Source organism: Prevotella sp. P4-119, from assembly GCF_002251345.1.
Taxonomy (GTDB): domain Bacteria; phylum Bacteroidota; class Bacteroidia; order Bacteroidales; family Bacteroidaceae; genus Prevotella.
This window is the reverse complement of sequence record NZ_NPJB01000084.1, coordinates 128,198-146,058: the sequence shown is the minus strand read 5'-3', so window position 1 is coordinate 146,058 and position 17,861 is coordinate 128,198. Positions and strand designations below refer to the sequence as shown.

At 49.7% G+C, this 17,861-nt stretch carries 21 protein-coding genes; 13 read left to right on the top strand and 8 right to left on the bottom strand.

All coding sequences use genetic code 11. The features are described from left to right. The 5 genes from CIK89_RS10095 (at position 1) to CIK89_RS10075 (ending at position 5,350) form a co-directional block, all read left to right on the top strand. On the top strand, positions 1–645 hold the full coding sequence (locus CIK89_RS10095; RefSeq protein WP_094391231.1) for a biopolymer transporter ExbD: 645 nt from the start codon (positions 1–3) through the stop codon (positions 643–645). A gap of 33 nt (positions 646–678) precedes the next feature. Further along, entirely contained in the window at positions 679–1,503 is an 825-nt protein-coding gene (locus tag CIK89_RS10090; protein ID WP_094391230.1) for an energy transducer TonB, read from the top strand. A gap of 1 nt (position 1,504) precedes the next feature. Further along, positions 1,505–2,464, top strand: coding sequence for a PstS family phosphate ABC transporter substrate-binding protein (locus tag CIK89_RS10085; protein ID WP_094391229.1), 960 nt, complete (start codon positions 1,505–1,507; stop codon positions 2,462–2,464). A 48-nt stretch (positions 2,465–2,512) separates the two neighbouring features. Next, the gene (locus CIK89_RS10080; RefSeq protein ID WP_094391228.1) at positions 2,513–3,940 is read left to right on the top strand and encodes a hypothetical protein; all 1,428 of its coding nucleotides are present in this window, start codon (positions 2,513–2,515) and stop codon (positions 3,938–3,940) included. 294 nt (positions 3,941–4,234) lie between these two features. Then, on the top strand, positions 4,235–5,350 hold the full coding sequence (locus CIK89_RS10075; protein ID WP_094391227.1) for a DUF418 domain-containing protein: 1,116 nt from the start codon (positions 4,235–4,237) through the stop codon (positions 5,348–5,350). Between the two features lie 183 nt (positions 5,351–5,533). On the opposite strand, the gene CIK89_RS10070 is transcribed toward CIK89_RS10075, so the two are convergent. Together CIK89_RS10070 and CIK89_RS10065 are read right to left on the bottom strand one after the other, a co-directional pair. Further along, complete coding sequence (locus CIK89_RS10070; protein WP_094391226.1) at positions 5,534–5,899, bottom strand: MmcQ/YjbR family DNA-binding protein; 366 nt, start codon at positions 5,897–5,899, stop codon at positions 5,534–5,536. A 93-nt stretch (positions 5,900–5,992) separates the two neighbouring features. Next, positions 5,993–6,163: a 4Fe-4S binding protein gene (locus tag CIK89_RS10065; RefSeq protein WP_094391225.1), complete on the bottom strand. Its 171-nt coding sequence runs from the start codon at positions 6,161–6,163 to the stop codon at positions 5,993–5,995. A gap of 209 nt (positions 6,164–6,372) precedes the next feature. Between CIK89_RS10065 and CIK89_RS10060 the strand changes: the two genes are divergently transcribed. Further along, positions 6,373–7,122: a porin family protein gene (locus CIK89_RS10060; RefSeq protein ID WP_094391306.1), complete on the top strand. Its 750-nt coding sequence runs from the start codon at positions 6,373–6,375 to the stop codon at positions 7,120–7,122. 38 nt (positions 7,123–7,160) lie between these two features. On the opposite strand, the gene CIK89_RS10055 is transcribed toward CIK89_RS10060, so the two are convergent. Together CIK89_RS10055 and CIK89_RS10050 are read right to left on the bottom strand one after the other, a co-directional pair. After that, positions 7,161–7,988: a bifunctional UDP-sugar hydrolase/5'-nucleotidase gene (locus tag CIK89_RS10055; protein ID WP_254046670.1), complete on the bottom strand. Its 828-nt coding sequence runs from the start codon at positions 7,986–7,988 to the stop codon at positions 7,161–7,163. Between the two features lie 72 nt (positions 7,989–8,060). Next, positions 8,061–8,822, bottom strand: coding sequence for a 5'-nucleotidase C-terminal domain-containing protein (locus CIK89_RS10050; RefSeq protein ID WP_094391224.1), 762 nt, complete (start codon positions 8,820–8,822; stop codon positions 8,061–8,063). Positions 8,823–9,011: 189 nt separating this feature from the next. Between CIK89_RS10050 and rplS the strand changes: the two genes are divergently transcribed. Next, positions 9,012–9,371, top strand: coding sequence for a 50S ribosomal protein L19 (rplS, locus tag CIK89_RS10045; RefSeq protein ID WP_094391223.1), 360 nt, complete (start codon positions 9,012–9,014; stop codon positions 9,369–9,371). A gap of 68 nt (positions 9,372–9,439) precedes the next feature. Here rplS and CIK89_RS10040 read toward each other — a convergent pair whose 3' ends face one another. Continuing rightward, complete coding sequence (locus tag CIK89_RS10040; RefSeq protein ID WP_371327193.1) at positions 9,440–9,667, bottom strand: hypothetical protein; 228 nt, start codon at positions 9,665–9,667, stop codon at positions 9,440–9,442. A 160-nt stretch (positions 9,668–9,827) separates the two neighbouring features. On the opposite strand from CIK89_RS10040, the gene CIK89_RS10035 reads away from it, so the two are divergent. The 4 genes from CIK89_RS10035 to CIK89_RS10020 all read left to right on the top strand — a co-directional run bounded on the left by CIK89_RS10035 (position 9,828) and on the right by CIK89_RS10020 (position 14,150). After that, positions 9,828–10,946 carry a CHASE2 domain-containing protein gene (locus CIK89_RS10035; RefSeq protein ID WP_094391221.1) on the top strand — a complete coding sequence of 373 codons (1,119 nt, stop codon included), beginning with the start codon at positions 9,828–9,830 and terminating at the stop codon, positions 10,944–10,946. A gap of 6 nt (positions 10,947–10,952) precedes the next feature. Further along, a complete protein-coding gene (locus tag CIK89_RS10030) occupies positions 10,953–12,647 on the top strand; it encodes a hypothetical protein (RefSeq protein WP_094391220.1) in 1,695 nt (564 codons plus the stop codon). A gap of 63 nt (positions 12,648–12,710) precedes the next feature. After that, on the top strand, positions 12,711–13,934 hold the full coding sequence (locus CIK89_RS10025; RefSeq protein WP_256387357.1) for a phosphoribosylaminoimidazolecarboxamide formyltransferase: 1,224 nt from the start codon (positions 12,711–12,713) through the stop codon (positions 13,932–13,934). Between the two features lie 15 nt (positions 13,935–13,949). After that, positions 13,950–14,150, top strand: a complete 201-nt coding sequence (locus CIK89_RS10020; RefSeq protein ID WP_371591490.1) for a hypothetical protein — start codon at positions 13,950–13,952, stop codon at positions 14,148–14,150. Between the two features lie 462 nt (positions 14,151–14,612). On the opposite strand, the gene CIK89_RS10015 is transcribed toward CIK89_RS10020, so the two are convergent. After that, positions 14,613–14,834, bottom strand: a complete 222-nt coding sequence (locus tag CIK89_RS10015; RefSeq protein ID WP_094391218.1) for a DUF4248 domain-containing protein — start codon at positions 14,832–14,834, stop codon at positions 14,613–14,615. 203 nt (positions 14,835–15,037) lie between these two features. Here CIK89_RS10015 and CIK89_RS10010 point away from each other — a divergent pair, with 203 nt between their 5' ends. Then, on the top strand, positions 15,038–15,619 hold the full coding sequence (locus CIK89_RS10010; RefSeq protein WP_094391217.1) for a hypothetical protein: 582 nt from the start codon (positions 15,038–15,040) through the stop codon (positions 15,617–15,619). A 64-nt stretch (positions 15,620–15,683) separates the two neighbouring features. Beyond that, a complete protein-coding gene (locus CIK89_RS10005; RefSeq protein WP_094391216.1) occupies positions 15,684–15,887 on the top strand; it encodes a hypothetical protein in 204 nt (67 codons plus the stop codon). A 117-nt stretch (positions 15,888–16,004) separates the two neighbouring features. Here CIK89_RS10005 and greA read toward each other — a convergent pair whose 3' ends face one another. Next, a complete protein-coding gene (gene greA, locus CIK89_RS10000) occupies positions 16,005–16,472 on the bottom strand; it encodes a transcription elongation factor GreA (RefSeq protein WP_094391215.1) in 468 nt (155 codons plus the stop codon). Positions 16,473–16,517: 45 nt separating this feature from the next. Beyond that, entirely contained in the window at positions 16,518–17,858 is a 1,341-nt protein-coding gene (locus tag CIK89_RS09995; RefSeq protein ID WP_254046310.1) for a TolC family protein, read from the bottom strand. Positions 17,859–17,861 lie beyond the last annotated feature (3 nt).

The window sequence follows — 17,861 nt, the reverse complement described above, 5'->3', positions numbered from 1 at the left end:
ATGGCAAAGCAAAAAGCAAGTAAACAGAAGAAAGTCAATGTACGCGTCGATTTCACGCCGATGGTGGACATGATGATGCTTCTTATCACGTTCTTCATGCTCTGTACGTCTTTGAGCAAGCCGCAGGCCATGCAGCTGACCATGCCAAGTAACGACAAGAACATCAGCGATGCGGATAAGAACGCAACCAAAGAGTCACACACCATTACTTTTTATCTTGGTGGCGACAACAAAATCTACTACATCAAGGGTATTCCCAAGTATGACGATCCAACCTGCATGAAGGAAACTACATGGGGTAAAGATGGTATCCGTAAGATCATTACCGAGCATCGTACAGAGGAAGGTATCATTCCTGTAGCAAAGATTCGCCTGGCAAAACTTGAGTTGGACAAGAAAAAGAAGGAGACAGAAATGCCCGATTCTACTTACAACAATGAGTTGTCAAAGATTCGTAACGGTGAACTGCTCAATGGCGAGAAAGTTCCTACACTGACCATTATTATCAAGCCGACCGATGCGTCAAGCTACGAGAACATGGTCACTGCACTGGATGAGATGCAGATTTGCAGTATCGGTAAGTACGTCATCGACGAGATTAGCCCCGACGACATGAAGCTTCTCAAAGCTAAGGGTATCAAGTAAATGACATTAAGTAACATCTAAAAGCAAGAAACTATGTCTAAAATAGATTTGATTGACAATGGATGGGTTGACCTTGTCTTCGAAGGAAGAAACAAGGAATACGGTGCTTACAAGCTGCGCAAGAACACAGGATCACGTAACGTGTATTCAATTATCATCATGGTGATCCTGGCTGCTGCCATCGGTCTTATCGTAGGTGTCAACGCCATCATTGAAGCAAACAGCAAGGAAGAGATTTCAGCAGATGTCGAGCTCTCACAGATTGCCAAGAAAGAGGTAAAAGTTGAGAAGAAAGCACCTGTGAAGATCGAGGAAGCCAAACCTGTTGAAAAAGTAAAGAGTTCGGTAAAATTCGTTCCTCCTGTCATCAAGAAGGACTCCGAAGTAAAGCCTGATGAAGAGTTGAAGTCACAGGATGACCTCAACAAGACTAAGACTGCTATCGGTTCTTTCGACGTGAAAGGTAATGACGATGCTGCCGGTGAGGTGCTGAAAGCTAAAGAGGTTATCGCACAGCCAGAGCCTCCAAAGGAAGAAGTAGCCAAGGTGTTCGACGTTGTTGAACAGATGCCTTCTTACCCTGGTGGTCAGTCTGCCCTGTTCGAGTATCTGAACAAGAGCATCAAATATCCAGTAGTAGCTGAGGAAAACGGCATTCAGGGTCGTGTAATCGTATCGTTCATCGTTGAGCGCGACGGTTCTATCACGGACGTGAAAGTTGTGAAGTCAGTTGACTCTTCACTCGACAAGGAAGCCAAGCGCGTTGTGCAGAGCATGCCACGCTGGATTCCTGGTAAGCAGAATGGTTCGGCTGTACGTGTAAAGTACACCCTTCCTGTAACCTTCAGACTTCAGTAATATGAGAAGAAACACATTCAACATTTTCGTTGGATTAGCACTAATTATTTTCGGACTTGCTGCCTGCAAAGACAGCAAGCCGAAAAAATTTCGTGCAGATACTATATCATCAGGGGCGATTAGTTTCGCCTCTGATAATAGTTTCGCACCCATTATCGATGAAGAGGTAGAGATGTTCAACAACGACCATCCTAAAGCCAAGCTTACTGCCATCTATACAAATGAGCAAGATGCCGTAAAAATGCTGATGGAGGAAAAGATATTTCTCGCCATTACCTCTCGTCAATACACCAAAAACGAGTTTAACACACTCAAAAACTTAGGATACAAGTCGATGAAGTCTGCTCCCATTGCTTACGATGGTTTGGCACTAATCATCAACAGATCCAATCCCGACACCTGTATCACCGTCAAGGATATAGCCCGCATACTCCGTGGTGAAGCCAAGAAGTGGAGTGATATCTATCCTGGTTCAAAGCAAGGCGATATAGAAGTGGTATTCGACCATCCGAAATCCAGCACCGTTCGCTATTGTCAGGATTCCATATTGGGAGGCAAGCCCATCAACAGTCCTAACATTCAGGCTGTAGAGAAATCTGCCGAAGTCATCAACTATGTGGAAAGCACCAAGAATGCCATTGGCATCATCGGTTCAAACTGGTTGAACGACAAACGTGACACGACCAACGTCACCTTTAAGAAGAATATCCGTGTGATGTCTGTCAGCCGTATGGAGACAGCCACCCCAGAAAATAGCTACAAGCCCTATCAATACTACATCTATGATGACAGCTATCCATTGATACGTACCATATATTGCTTGCTGAATGATTCCTATCGCGGTCTGCCTTTCGGTTTCAGCAATTATATCGCATCGCCCAAGGGTCAGCTTATCATCTACCACTCGTCAATTCTGCCTGCTTATGGCAACATGACAACACGTAGTGTGATAGTGAAATAACGAGAAGAAACAAATTTATGTCTAACTAACATAATAAAAAAAGAGATTATGAAGACAATTAAATACCTAATGATGGGTGCGCTGATGATAGGATTCAGCACACAGGCCAACGCCCAGGATGGCACCGCAGCCGACGTAGCTGCAGTAAAACAGATGATTAGTAGCAAACCTGCCGACTTCGACAAGCAGATGAAGAACTACTATAAGAAGAACAAAAAGAACGTTGCCAACCTGTTGGCTTTTGCCAAGGCATTCTATGCAGCCAAGGATACAGCTAATGCTCGTACTTTTGCTAACTACACTCTCGCAGCCAGCAAGAACAAGAATGCGGAGGCATTCATCATGCTGGGTGATATTCAGGCATTGGGTGACAATGGTGGTGAAGCAGCCTCTTACTACACACAGGCTCGCTATGCTGATCCTAAGAACCCTGAGGCTTATTTCAAGTATGCCAACGTATATCGCAAGATCAGTCCCTCTGAGGCAATCAGCGTACTTGAGGAGCTCCGCTCACAGCGTCCTGATGTAGCTGTTGATGCTATTGCAGGTCGTATCTACTATCTCGCCAACGATTTCGAGAAGGCTCTTGAATACTACAATAAGGCTGATATGACGAAGATGGAGGATAGCGACTTGAGCGACTATGCCATGTCTGCATTCTTCAAACAGCAGAATCAGAAGAGTCTTGAGATTGCTCAATATGGTCTGACCCGCAAGCCACGTAGCGCTGCTTTCAACCGTCTGGCATTCTTCAACAGTACAGACCTTAAGGAATATGATCAGGCTCTGAAATATGCAGATGCCCTCTTCAACCAGTCAGACTCAGCAAAGTTCTCTTACTTCGACTACACTTACTATGGCAATGCCTACAACGGTGCTAAGCAGAGTGACAAAGCCATTGAGATGTACGAGAAGGCGCTTGCCCAGCCCGACATGGACAACAAGGATAAGCGTGCTGGTATCATTGAACAGATTACCGAGGCATATCTCAACAAAGATGACTTCGACAACGCCATCAAATACCACAAGGAGTACATTGCAACTGTAGAGAAACCAACAGCCAACGATTTGGCAAAACTCGGTCAGCTTCACACCCAGAAAGCAGGAACCTTGGAAGGTGATGCTCAGAAAGAAGAACTGAAGAACGCTGATTTAGCATATGAAGACTTGCAGAACCGCTATGAGAATGCCATCGAATATGCAACGTTCATGCGTGCACGTGTAAACTCATATCAAGACCCCGACCAGAAGCTGGGTCTCGCACTTCCCTTCTATCAGAAGTTGGAAGAGATGATTGCACCTAAAGAGACAAAAGACAAGGCAGACAATGCCCGTCTGATCGAGGCATATCGCTATATGATCTCTTACTACTATGTAGCTAAGGACGATAAGGCAAAAGCAACAGAATTTGCACACAAGCTGTTGAAAATCGATCCAGAAAACGATATTGCCAAACAAGTACTTGGTGTTAAATAAGCAACCCCAATTTTTCAAGGACTAAACTGGGAGGAAGGGCCAATCGCAAGATGGTTCTTCCTTTTTTTCGAGACATTCCAACTATTTATGATAGAAGACGTAGTGCAAATAGCACGCCGTTATGCATAGGGTATCACAAGAAAATTTAAATTATGAATATCATTAGTTTGATAACATCAATTACTAAGATGCGGTATATCTGAAAAAGTTTTCATCTGACGGAATAAGACGAGCGAGCTATTGTGCAATTCACTTTTTATGCCTACTTTTGCACCATCAACAATACACATCGTTATGTACAAGACAAAAGGAATACCCAATACCCGTATTGACGTGGCTGACGCCTTACGCGGAATAGCCGTGGCAGGTATTATCATCTATCATGCTGTGGAGCATTTCAACATCTTCACGTCACAGCCCATTTCAAACACATTGCCAATCGACCAACAGGTTGCAGACACATTGGCATGGCTACTATCTGGTAAGATGTATGGTATCTTTGCCATGCTTTTCGGTTTGAGTTTCTTCATCATGAACGACAACCAGCAACAAAAGCATCAGTCGTTCGACTGGCGTTTCTCGTGGCGTATGTCCCTCCTACTCTGTTTTGGCATCGTCAATGTAGCCTTCTATGATGGTGACATTCTCATCATTTATGCACTCATTGGCTTATTACTCATCCCCATCAGCCATCTATCATCGCGCTGGGTATGGACTATCATTATCTTCCTAGCGCTTCAACCGATAGAACTCATGTGCCTATTGTCAGGATATGAAATAGACCCTACGCACCTTTGGGAGATGTTTGGGACAATGAGTGAAGTACACCAATATGGCAGTTTTTGGCACAATACGCTCATCAATTTGAAGTTGGGTTTCCCTACCGACGTATTCTTTTTCGTCTATACAGGCCGGTTGACACAAATACTCTGCCTATTCATCCTCGGCATGCAGTTGGGCAGACATAGGTTGTTCTACAACGAAGGTCAACACCTGTATTATTGGTATCAGGTGCTGATTGTTTCCGTTGGGATTACTGTGTTGATGAGTCTGACACCGTTTGGTTCATTGGAAAAATGGCTATCTCCTATCTACAATCTCGTTATCCTGTCAAGCATCGTCTCTACCATAGTCACCCTCTGGTATGCATATCCAAGATTTCAACGCGTAATGCATCATCTCTGTCTGTTTGGTCGCATGAGCCTGACCAACTATTTGCTGCAATCCATTATAGGTACCATTATTTTCTGTGGTTATGGTTTTGGATACTACCACAAAGTAGGAACCACTTATGCAGCACTTATCGGCATCGTTATGGTCATCGTTCAATATTTATTCTGTCAATATTGGTTCAGGCATCATAGCCGAGGACCTTTAGAAGAGTTATGGAAACGACTGACTTGGCTGTAAGAGTCTGCCATGGTCTAACACGAAAGCTACTGTCGAGCAAAGATAGAGGGATTGTTGGACTTTTATAAACGCAAATCGGTCATTGTACATATAATACTGTCCTGCATGTAATAAACGGCCGGTTTCGGATAGAGTCGTAGGCGAATAATCTGTTATATTTGGTATAAAAGGGACGAAAGCACCTCAACAAACGTCTGTAATTTCGGGGTGTTCAAGCCTTTCAGCCTTTTTGAGTTTTCTCACCACTTCACGATAACTATGTCGTATGAGCGACCGTATCAACTCATCGTCAAGGTGGCCATAGAGATTGACTTGGTTCCAGTATTTTTTGTTCCAATGCCATGCCCCTTCAATCTCAACGTATTCTTCTCGTAGTTCAAGTGCACGGTCTGGATTACATTTCATAGTTACCCACTCAGGACGTTCCATATCCATGCACGCAAATATTCTGTCCATGATACGAAACGCAAGCGTCTGGTCATCAAAAGGGAAGTCTTCTGTGACAAGCGGAAGTGACAGACAATAGTCTCTCACCGTTTCAATATTCATAGTCTTTGAAAGGTTAGTTTTCTGAATGTGATGAAATAAAAAAACCCTTCAAAATAAATGAAGGGTCTTATTTCTTTATTGACTTGTATTGTCTTATGCAGGCAGGCTGATAGCCTCTGAAGGACAAACACCAGCGCAAGTTCCACACTCGGTGCAAGCATCTGGGTCAATTGAATACTTGTCGCCCTCAGAGATAGCTCCTACGGGACACTCATCGATACATGTACCGCATGCGATACAGTCATCACCAATTACGTATGCCATAATCTTAATATTTGTTTAGTTAAATGTAAATACTAAATGTTGATGATGCAAAGGTATATATTATTTTCGAAACTACCTAATTTTGATGATTGTTTTTTAGTTTTTTTTGTATTGTAGAAAGCCCAAAACAAATGATCACGACATGGCGATAGGGAAAGAAAAAACATGGAGAATACAATAAATCACTAATAATGAGCGTTATTGTGAATATGAAGACTAGAATCACGATACTACTGACGATATTTCTGACCACAACGCTTACAGGCTTAGCCCAGCAGCGTAGAGTGCAGAACAAACCCTATATCGATCAGCGCCCATTGCATTTCGGCATACTGGTAGGCACCCACCTGCAAGACATCGAGATGGATAACGTGGGGCTTCAAGCCATCATGAGCGAGGACGGAACACCCCACGAGCGTCTCATCGTGACTGATGCTGAACGATGGAATACCGGTTTCACCGTCGGTGTACTTGCCGATTGGCGCTTACACGAGCATTTGTCGCTCCGTTTATCTCCTGCCCTCCACTTCGGTTCCAACCACATCACATTCCATGATCTGAAGGATACCGATGCAGAAGGGCATCCCCACCCATATACGCAAGACTTGAAAAACACGTATCTGGCAGTGCCTGTAAGCCTCAAGTTCAGTGCCCAGCGTTGGAACAACTATCGCCCCTACCTTACCGCTGGCATCAGTCCGATGGTAAATCTGACGAGTCCTTCGAGCGACTATATCCGTTTGAAGCGCTTCACCACCATGATCGAAGTGGGCTTGGGCTGTGATTTCTACTTACCCTACTTCAAGTGGATTCCCGAACTCAAGTTCTGTTATGGTTTGGGCAATAGTCTTGACCGAGGGCATAAAGACCGTCTGCGCGATGCCAACAAGCAGGCTTTCGCCGGCAGTGTCAGCAGCGCGCAGACAAAGATGGTGGTGCTCACCTTCTATTTTGAATAGAATCCGTCGTCACCGGGTCAATATCTCTGCTAGCCCGATTACTTCAGATTCATCACAATGCGTCCCACGTAGATGGCATGTTTACCATTCTGATCTACAGGCACGTCATGTCCGTCAAGGTCCTTGACATATTCCAAATGTTTCATATAGGTATGGGTATGTCCCCCCAGTACGAGGTCTATATAGCGTGACCCTTGTATCACGTTGGCATCATATTCCTTTCCGTCAGCCCATCCCATGTGTGACACGCAAATCACCACATCACACTTTTCTTTCTTCTTCAGCACCTCAGCTGTTTTGCGTGCTGTTGCTATAGGGTCGAGATATTTCACCCCTTCACAGTTTTTGTCAGCCACAAGCCCCTTCATCTTCGGTGACAGTCCGAACACCCCAATTTTCAGTCCGTTGCGATGAAGAACGACATAGGGTTTCACCACATCTTCACAAACCGTACCGGTGAAGTCGTAATTGGCACACACGATAGGGAAGTTCGCCATACGAAACAGTCGTGCCATATTCTCCAGTCCGAAATCAAACTCATGGTTGCCTATCGTAACGGCATCCAGTCCCATGAGATTCATCAGACCGATTTCCACATCCCCCTTAAACATGGTATAGTATGCCGACCCCTGACTGAAGTCTCCACTATCGAAATAGAGGAGGTCTGGATTGCGCTTACGCTCTTCTTTGATCATAGCCACACGTCTCACAAAGCCGCCACGTCCCGCCTTCATCGTATCGGGCAAGTGCTCGCTGACGGGCAGAATGGTGGAATGGGTATCGTTGGTATGCAGAATGACAAGTTTCTTAGGTTTCTTTGCCATTGTCTCTGTGGGCACAGCAAAGCACAGGCAGACAGGAAGCATCACAGCCACCAGTATCATCACCTTATTATATAGCATATCTTTCTTATCCATGATATTCATCTTTTTTACGGGTTAGTCTTTTACAGTCACACGGCCTTCAATCTTAGCATCCACTTCACGTCCGAGTCGTGTCTGTTCACGGAAATAGTTCATAATCACAAACCGCGAATTGTTTTCCGCATTCTGTGGCGAATTGATATTGCGACACTTCTTAAACACCGTCATATTATCCGTACCGCCGAGGAGGTAGTCGATAGTGGTGATGCGATAGTCCTTAGCCGGATCTATGGGTTCGCCATTGATGGTGGCATCGAGCAGTTCGCCCTTTCTGCTGATAACCAACCGCACAGAATGGCTCAATCCCTCACCGCCCACTCGGGCAATCTCTCTGAAGAGTTGCAACACATCAGCGCCCGACAACGTGGCAAACGCAATCTTGTTTTCAAAGGGTGCCACATCGAGGACATCACCGTAAGTCACTTCCCCTTTAGGCAACGCAGCTCTCACACCACCCATATTATATACGGCAAATACAGGTTGCTCACCATAGCTCTCGCCTGCCCACACCAGGATGTCAGCCAGCAGATTAGAGAGGTCACCCTCTGGACGCTGCGCCGTCATATAGTGGGAAGAACGTCCCATGACAGGTCCCATCACGCTATCCACCGTCTGTTTGTAGGGAGCCAGAAACCCCACAGCTTTTTTGTCAGGATGCACATCATAGCGAGCATCCACTAAGATACGCTGTCTTTCTACCGATGCCACCTGATAGCCAGTATGGCATGCAGACACCATGATTGTGGCAGCTGCAAAAGTAATTAAAATTTTCTTCATAACGAATCTGTCTTTCCTGCAAAAGTACGAAAAAGCGGATAATTAGCAAAAAAGAAGAACTAAAAATTGCAAGTGTCGTGAAAAAGCCGTAACTTTGCAGTCGCTTTCCACGTAATCGCTGGCAGGAAGTAACGAGTTGCCTGTTATGTTGCGTAGGAACGATACAACAAATTTAATTTAAAAAACAAAATGGATTTAATTAAAATTGCTGAAGAAGCATTTGCAACCGGCAAGAAGTTTCCAGAGTTCAAGGCTGGTGACACGATCACTGTCGCTTACAAAATTATCGAGGGTTCAAAGGAGCGCATCCAGCTCTACCGTGGTGTTGTAATCAAGATCAACGGTCATGGTGACAAAAAGCGTTTCACTGTTCGCAAGATGTCTGGCACTGTAGGTGTAGAGCGTATCTTCCCTATCGAGTCGCCCAATATCGACAGCATTGAAGTGAACAAGGTTGGTAAGGTTCGCCGCGCTAAGCTTTACTATCTGCGCAAGCTCACTGGTAAGGCAGCACGCATCAAGGAGAAGCGTACCGCTATCGCAAAATAAGACTTTGCGACAAAAGAAAGATAAGGAGAGAGACATCCTGCCATCAGGCAACGGTGTCTCTCTCTTTTTTAGTCCTCATAGTTGGAAGTCCCATCATCATCCCCATGAAGTGCATCTTGAAACGACTGCCAGTCCTGGAATCCTGCCAGGAGCGCCAGTCGGTCAAGCGTCTTACGGTTGGGCTTCTTCACCAACTCCTTCTCCACTGCCTCCAGCAGTTTTCGAAGCGCATGTCTCTTTTTCTCCATAACGGCTGCAAAATTACAAGAAATGTTTCTGACGACCAAACGAAACATCCCCCAAAATGTGTCATTCGGTAAAGAATATCGTTCATTCCGTAAAAATCAGCCGTTAACATCTTGACATCAACAAAAAAAATGGTCAACAAGGGTTGTGCATCTGAAATATAATGTTTAATTTTGCAAATACTACAACTCAAAACTGACACCACGCTTTATGATACGCAACCTCATCGTCACCATTCTGTCCTTTGCCGTTGCAGGTCTGTTCGCCCTCTTTGCGTTCAACCTTACGGTATTCAATCCCATAGCCCAGGTGGTAACCGACTTCGAGATGACCGACGTCTATTACCACATCCTCCAGGATGGTGACATCCTCGAAGACAGTCCCGACATTGTCATTGTCGATATGTCCGACCTTTACAGCCGCCGTGAGATAGCAGCCACACTCGATGCCATCGGCAAGCAGAAACCCCGCGTGGTAGGCGTCGATGTGGTGTTTGAAGGACTGAAGGAAGACACTTTGGGCGATGCCATGATCTTTGAGACAGCTGCCAAATACGACAACATCGTCTATTCCTACAAACTGCTCGACTATCAGAACGACAGCATCGGTTATGCCGAATCGGTCCACTCCTTCTTTGCCGAAGCCGTTCCCGTCATGGAGGGCTTCACCAATATGCAGCGCAACCTCTACGGAGGACTGAAGCGCCAACTCAGTCTTGGGCGCCGCTATCAGGGCAAGCTCCAGCCCTCGTTCATCACCAAGGTGGTCAACACCTATCAGGGAAAAGAAATCTACAAGCCCCTCGACAAAGACCTGAACATCAATTTCTCGCCCCGCCACTATCGCGTGATCAATCCCGAAGATGTGAGCAAGAGCGGCGATTTGATCCGCGGCAAGGTGGTGCTCTTCGGTGCCATGAAAGACGAGTACGACATGCACTACACTCCCCTCGGCAAGATTGCCGGAGTGGAACTGTTAGGTTATGCCATCGACACCCTCATCAACCAAACAGAAGTGAAGAGTGCCAGCGGATGGCAGCAGTGGATCATAGCCTTCCTCCTCGTCTTCTTCACCGAGACGATATTCTCCTTCTATAAGAATCGGGTCAGCCGCATCGGCAATCGCTTCTGGCGCTTCCTGCTCTCTGCCACCTTCTTCCGCAGCTATCTCATGTTCCTCTGGATGGCAGTATGGGTATGGCTCGGCTTCATCCTTTTCTGCAAATACAATTTCAGTCTCAACTTCGGATGGGCATTCTCCGCCATAGCCTTCCTGGTATTGGCCGAGGGCATCATCAAAGAAAGTATTGAGGCATACAACTCAAAATAATGCGATATGATGACTCAAAGAATCACCACCCTACTGGTTGCACTTGCCCTGATCACCCTTGCCGCCACGGCGCAAAATGCTCAGAAGAGCACCTCCAACGGCAAGAAATCCACCATCCAGCTCACCCAGCAGTATATCAACTTTCTGAAGAAGAAGGCACAGGGCAAGCAGCAGATAGCCCAGAAGCGGTCGAGCGACCCTGCCACCGTGACGCGCGAGCAGAAAGTCAAGGAGGCTGAAAGTACGCAGGAGAACGATGCCGATGAGTCGTTCGATGATTTCATGGGCGACCTCAACGCCAACTTCGACGATTTCAACCAGTCGATGCAACAGGACTTTGAAAACTTCCGCAACCAGATCAACGAGGCTTATGCCAATTTCCTGCGCGAAGCCTGGAAGCAGTTTGATGCCGATGCCCCCATCCCGCAACCCAAGGAGAAAGACGTGCCGCCCGTCATCAAGCCACAGGAGGACAAGCCGCAGCCGCGACCCCAGGAAGACCGCGTGCTGCCCATCAAGCCCGTGGTGGTCACCATCCCTAAGGCTGAACCGCAGCCCGAACCCATCGAACCCATCGAAGAGCAACCCAAGGGCGACGCACCACAGTATGTCGATTTCACCGTCTTTGGCACCCAGTGCCGCATCCGCTTCGGCGACGAGGAGCGCTTCCGCCTGCCTGCTGTCAACAAGGATGCCATTGCCGACCTGTGGGTCAGGCTCGCCACGCCAGCCTACAACAACACACTCCACGACTGTCTCCAACTCCGTCGCGACCATCAGTTCAGCGACTGGGCATACCTCCACCTGCTCGACAGCGCCTCACAGGCCTGCCTGGGCAAGAGCAACGAAGCCACCCTGCTCATGGCGTATCTCTACTGTCAGAGTGGCTACAAGATGCGCATGGGCATTGCCGACAACCGCCTCTTCATGCTCTTCGGCAGCAAACACGTGCTCTTCAACCGGTCCTATTATACCATCGGAGACTGCTACTACTATCCCTACGGCGGCAACGCTGAGAAACTCTACATCTGCGAAGTTCCCTTCCCACAGGAGCAACCCCTCTCCATGCTCCTGCCCCAAGAACAGCGCTTCGACTACGAAGCCTCAGCGCCACGAAGCCTGAAGTCGGCAGCCTTCCCCAAGGTACTCGTCGAAGCCACCGTCAACAAGAAAGCGCTCTCCTTCTACGCCAGCTATCCCCCGTCGATGATCAACGAGAATCAGCAGACCCTCTGGGCGATGTATGCCAACATGCCGATGCCCAAAGCCATCAGCCAGACCTTCATGGCGGCGATGAAAGAAAAGATAGCAGGACTCAGCCAACTTGAAGCCATGGAGCGCCTGTTAAACTTCGTCCAGACTGCCTTCGTCTATGAGTACGACGACAAGGTGTGGGGCTGCGACCGCGCCTTCTTCCCCGAAGAAACCCTCTACTACCCCTACTGCGACTGCGAAGACCGTTCCATCCTGCTCTCGCGCATGGTGCGCGACCTGCTCGGCTTGCGCTGCGTCCTCATCCACTACCCCGGCCATTTAGCCATGGCAGTACAGTTCACCGATGATGTCAAGGGCGATTGCATCATGCTCCAGGGCGAGAAATTCACCGTTTGCGACCCCACCTATATCGGCGCCCATGTAGGCGAAACCATGCCGGGCATGAACAATGCCGAGGCCAAAGCCATCTTGCTCGAAAACAAGTAAGCAGACCTCCCACGCTAAAAGACGCCGTAAGATGCAACTTTCTGCCACATTTTTAGTAACTTTGTGGCCGGAAACAAGGAATATACACACTACACAACAATGAAAGAACTACAACTCAAGTACGGATGTAATCCGAACCAAAAGCCTTCGCGCATCTTCATGACCGAGGGCGAACTCCCTATTGAGGTTATCAACGGCCGCCCTGGCTACATCAATTTTCTGGATGCCTTCAACGCCTGGCAACTTGTCAGAGAACTCAAGGCAGCCACCGGTCTGCCGGCAGCCGCTTCCTTCAAGCACGTATCTCCTGCTGGCGCTGCAGTAGGTCTCCCTCTGAGCGACACGCTCAAAAAGATCTATTTCGTTGACGACATTGCCGGACTCGACGAGTCGCCCGTGGCTTGCGCCTATGCCCGTGCCCGCGGTGCCGACCGCATGTCGTCCTATGGCGACTTCGTGGCGCTGTCCGACACCTGCGACGCTGTCACCGCCACCCTGCTGAAGCGCGAAGTCAGCGACGGTGTCATCGCCCCCGACTTCACCCCCGAAGCCATCGAGATTCTCAAGGCCAAGCGCAAGGGCACCTATAATGTCATCAAGATAGACCCCAGCTACGTGCCCGAACCCATCGAGCGCAAACAGGTGTTTGGCATCACCTTCGAGCAGGGCCGCAACGAGATCAAGCTCGACGACCCCGCACTCTTTGAAAACATCCCCACGCAAAACAAGACCTTCACTGCCGAAGCCAAGCGCGACCTCATCATCGCCCTCATCACGCTGAAATACACCCAGAGCAACTCCGTATGCTACGTGAAAGACGGACAGGCCATCGGCATCGGAGCCGGTCAGCAGAGCCGCATCCACTGCACCCGTCTGGCTGGCAACAAGGCTGACATCTGGTGGCTGCGCCAGCATCCCAAAGTCATGGCGCTCCCCTTCAAGGAGGGCATCCGCCGTGCCGACCGCGACAACACCATCGACGTCTATCTCTCAGAAGACGAGCACGACGACGTATTGCGCGACGGCGCCTGGCAGCAGTTCTTCACCCGTCAGCCCGAAGTGCTGACTCTTGAAGAGAAGAAAGCCTGGATTGCCCAGAACACCCGCGTGGCGTTAGGTTCCGACGCCTTCTTCCCCTTCGGCGACAATATCGAGCGCGCCCACAAGAGCGGCGTAGAGTATATCGCCCAGGCTGGCGGTTCCGTTCGCGACGACCATGTCATCATGACCTGCGACAAATACTCCATTGCCATGGCGTTCACTGGCGTTCGCCTGTTCCACCACTAAACAGCCCATTGCCCTATGAACATGAACGACGACGATTTCTCTCAGATCCTTGAGCGAGGCATCAGCTTCAAAAAGGGCGGCGGTCCGAAAGCCGACGACGGCAAAGTAAAGACCAAGGCTAAGAAGAAGAAGTATATCACCGGCGCCCATGGCAGCGGTTCAGCGCGCCAGAAGGCAAAATACCGTGAGCAGCGCGCCAACCGCCAAAAGAAATAATCGCCCACCGTCGGGCACTGTCACATACCATCAAGCGCAGCAAACTACGAAATTCCTTCGGGGTTGCTGCGCTTGAGTGTTTATTATTGAAAATATTATACAAAAAAAACAATACAAAATTGTTCCCTTGTGGCACACCTCAGATGTCTTCCTAAAATCGGGGCGGAGGAAAGGATTACACCGTATGTAACTTGACCGAATACCGCTGTATCCGTGAGGCTGAACTTCGGCTGCAAAGGTACGAACCTTTGCGTTAGCAAAAAAACGTTAATTCGCATTAACACTTCTGTTAAAGTTTCTATTCACACGCAACAAGGGTTTCAAATCGTAACCGTTTTCGGGCAACTGCCCGAATCGGCAGTAAACAGGGGCGCGCGCGAGGTATGCCGTTCGGCGGTGGCGATAACGCCAATCGTCGAAGGAGAAAACGCCAATCGCCCTCGTCGATTGACGTTCGGCGGTTTAAGGCTCTCCGAGATACTCCGCAATGGCGGCTACCATGGCAGGCGAAAGGATGCGCTGACGGCCGTCGTAACCGAGCGATCGGAGGCGGGCGATGAGCGGACGGCAGCGATCCATCCATGCTTTCAGCGTGCGCCAGGCATGGCGAGGAGTGACATCGGGGCAGTAGAGCTGTGCCAGACAGGTGCGGCTCATGGAGGTGTAGGGACGTAGTGTAGGCATGATGATCAGATGATTTTATTTTTACGCAAAGTTACTGCCTTTGCCGCAACGGGGCAAAAGAAGCGAGGCGCAGCGCCCGACTTTAAGTTCTTTTAACACGGCATAAGTGACAATAAGTGACATTAACTGACATTTCGCCAAAGCATACCCGTACCTTTGCAGACGATAATTTTCTTCTTTGTTTAACTAAATTCGTTTCTATTATGAGTACACTGACTACTATTCGCTACTGCCTGCAGAAGAGCATGAACTCCAAGAGCAACTTTTACGGCAAGTATTACGCAAAACCCGTTTCGCAGGGCACCGTGAACCTTGACGAGCTGGCAGCCCACATCTCAGACCACGGATCAGTCTATACCCGCGACGTGGTGGTCGGAGTGATGACCAAAATGGTTGATTGCATCAACGAACTGCTGGCGCAGGGCTACAAGGTGAAGCTGGGCGAACTCGGAACGTTCTACAACTCCATCCGCAACGACGGCAAGAAGGCGGTCAGCGACCCATCCAAGTTTGATGTGGCACAGATTGCCGGTGTGAACCTCCGCTTCCTCCCCTTCAGCGGCAAGAAGCTCGGCGGTAAGTTTAACAACACCTCAACGACTCGCGCAGACCGCCACGCCTACGAGTGCATGGGTATCAAGGAGGCCAACAAGGAGGGACTCTTGCCCATCCCTGGAAAAGTGACCGACAACAACCCGGGGTCAAACGGTGGTGGCGGTAGCTCGTCAGCTGGCAGCACCTCTGGCGAACAGAATCCAAGCGGCGGTAGCGGAGTGGAGGGATGAACCTAACCGCAGTGCCTCGCTCCCTGAGGCGAGAGGGGTACTGCCCTAACAGCAGATTCTTATCATGAAGAGTATCCGTTATAAGCAGACGGCATCGCTGACCTGCATCATCACAGCCATCGTGTTTGCCTTCATGGGATTTTTCACTCCGCCCACGGGCGAGATCAGCGAGTCGGTATTGTGGTTTGTGGCACAGTGTCTGATATTCTCCGGCAGCCTTATCGGAGTGGATTGCGTGATAGACCAACGGCTGGGCAAGCACAGTTAGTTTGAGAGTTCTTAGTGAATTGCTATATTTCTTGACAATTATTGACCTTACACACACTCGAAAAGCAGGGACGCGCGATGCGCCCCTGCTTTTGTTTTTTTTTACGACACGCGCACCCTACCCTAACTCGACACTGTCAATGCGGAGGCGCACAGTGCCGGCAGGCACGCGCACCGTGACCTCATCGCCAGCCCGATGGTTGAGGAGCGCCTGTGCGATGGGCGACTTGATAGAGATTTTGCCCTCTGCCATATTGGCCTCGTGGGGACTCACTACGGTGTAGGTCATGGAGTGGTTGTTGCCGATATTGGTGAGGGCAACGCGGCTCAACAGTCCTACGCTGTCGGTCTTGAGCAGGGCAGGGTCGATGACGCGTGCATTCTCCAGCACGCGCTGCAGGAAACGGATGCGCCCCAACAGGCGACCCTGCTCGCGCTTGGCGGCATGGTACTCGAAGTTTTCGCTGAGGTCGCCCTTGTCGCGCGCTTCTGCAATGGCGTCGCGCACACGGGAGAGTTCTGTGGTTTCAAGGTTGTGGAGTTCGTTGGCTATCTTGTCGAAGCCTTCTTGTGACATGTATTCCATAATAGATAATAAAAAGGGGTTGATGACGGAGGGGATGATGCACCCTCAAAACTGCAGGGGCTTGCCACGGTAGAAATCGAGGAGGGCTGTCTGGTAGAGGTACTCGTAGCGCGCCTGCACCAGGTCGCTCTCTGCCTTGAGGAGCTGGCTCTTGGCCTCGTTGAACTCGGTGACGGTGGCTTTGCCGTTCTCGTATTTCGCCCGGGTAAGGGTGAAAGCCTCGCTGCCCGACTGGCACGCCAGCAGGCTACTCTCGTATTTGGCCTGTGCTGCCACGGCATTGTAATACACCTGTTGGATCTCCTTATAGAGGCGCTTCTTCACGAGGTCGAGTTGGAGGGCTTGGTTGTCGCGGTCGAGACGTGCCATCCTCACGCTGTTGCGCGTGGTGAAGCGGTTGAAGATGGGGATGCTGAGACTGATTCCGATATACTGAGCGAAATTGTTTTTCAACTGTTTGCCAAACCCGTCGGCAGCCAATCCGCTCGTCTTGTAGTAATTGGTCTGCAGTCCGCCGTTGAGCGACAGCGTGGGGTAATAGCCTGCCTGCGCAATGCGGATGCTGCGGTCGGAGGCATGGAGCCGCAGCTGTTCTGCCTGAACCTCCGGCTTGAGGGCAACAGCCTCGGCAAACACTACTTCGGGACTGGCGGGAATGGCAGCAATCGCCGTTGTCGCCGGGCGCACAATCTGGAAACCGTCAGGCGAAGGGAGTTCGAGCAGTTGGGAGAGGTCGAGCAGCGCCAGTCGGACGTTGCCAGCTGCCTGGGTAGCCGTGGAAAGCGCCTGTCCGAGGGTGGCCTGCTGTTGGGAGAGCTGTGCGATGCTCGCCTTGCCGTGATCGACAAACGACTGGAGGCGCGCCACCTGCATGGAGTCGATAGTCACCTGGCGTTGAGCCACATCGGCAATCTCCATGTTGTAGAGGATCTGCACGTATGCCTGAGCCACCTGCATGCGGATATCGTTTCGGGCTTTCTCCAAATCCTGTGTGGCAGCTTCGAGGTTGAGTTGTCGGAGTTTGACGGTGTTGGGGATTTCAAACCCCGTAAACAGCGGCACGGAGGCAGAGAGCGCCAGCGAGGTGCTGCTGGTATTGCGGTCGGCATAGGTATTCTCCATGGTCAGTCCGCGACCGAAGGAGAACGATTCGCTTGCCGACGCATAGAGGTCGGGCAAGCGGCGGTGCTTCGCCGTATGGAGCTGTACCGCCTGTTGGCTGCACTGGTTGCGCTGCTGACGGATGCTGATATTGTGTGCCACGGCATAGTCGGCACATTCGCGGAGCGTCCACTGGCGCTGTGACGGAGTCTGCGCCGGCATGGCGGCAGCAGTCAGCAGGGCTGCTGCCATGAGAGCTGTGCGAGAAATGATCTGGTGTTTCATACG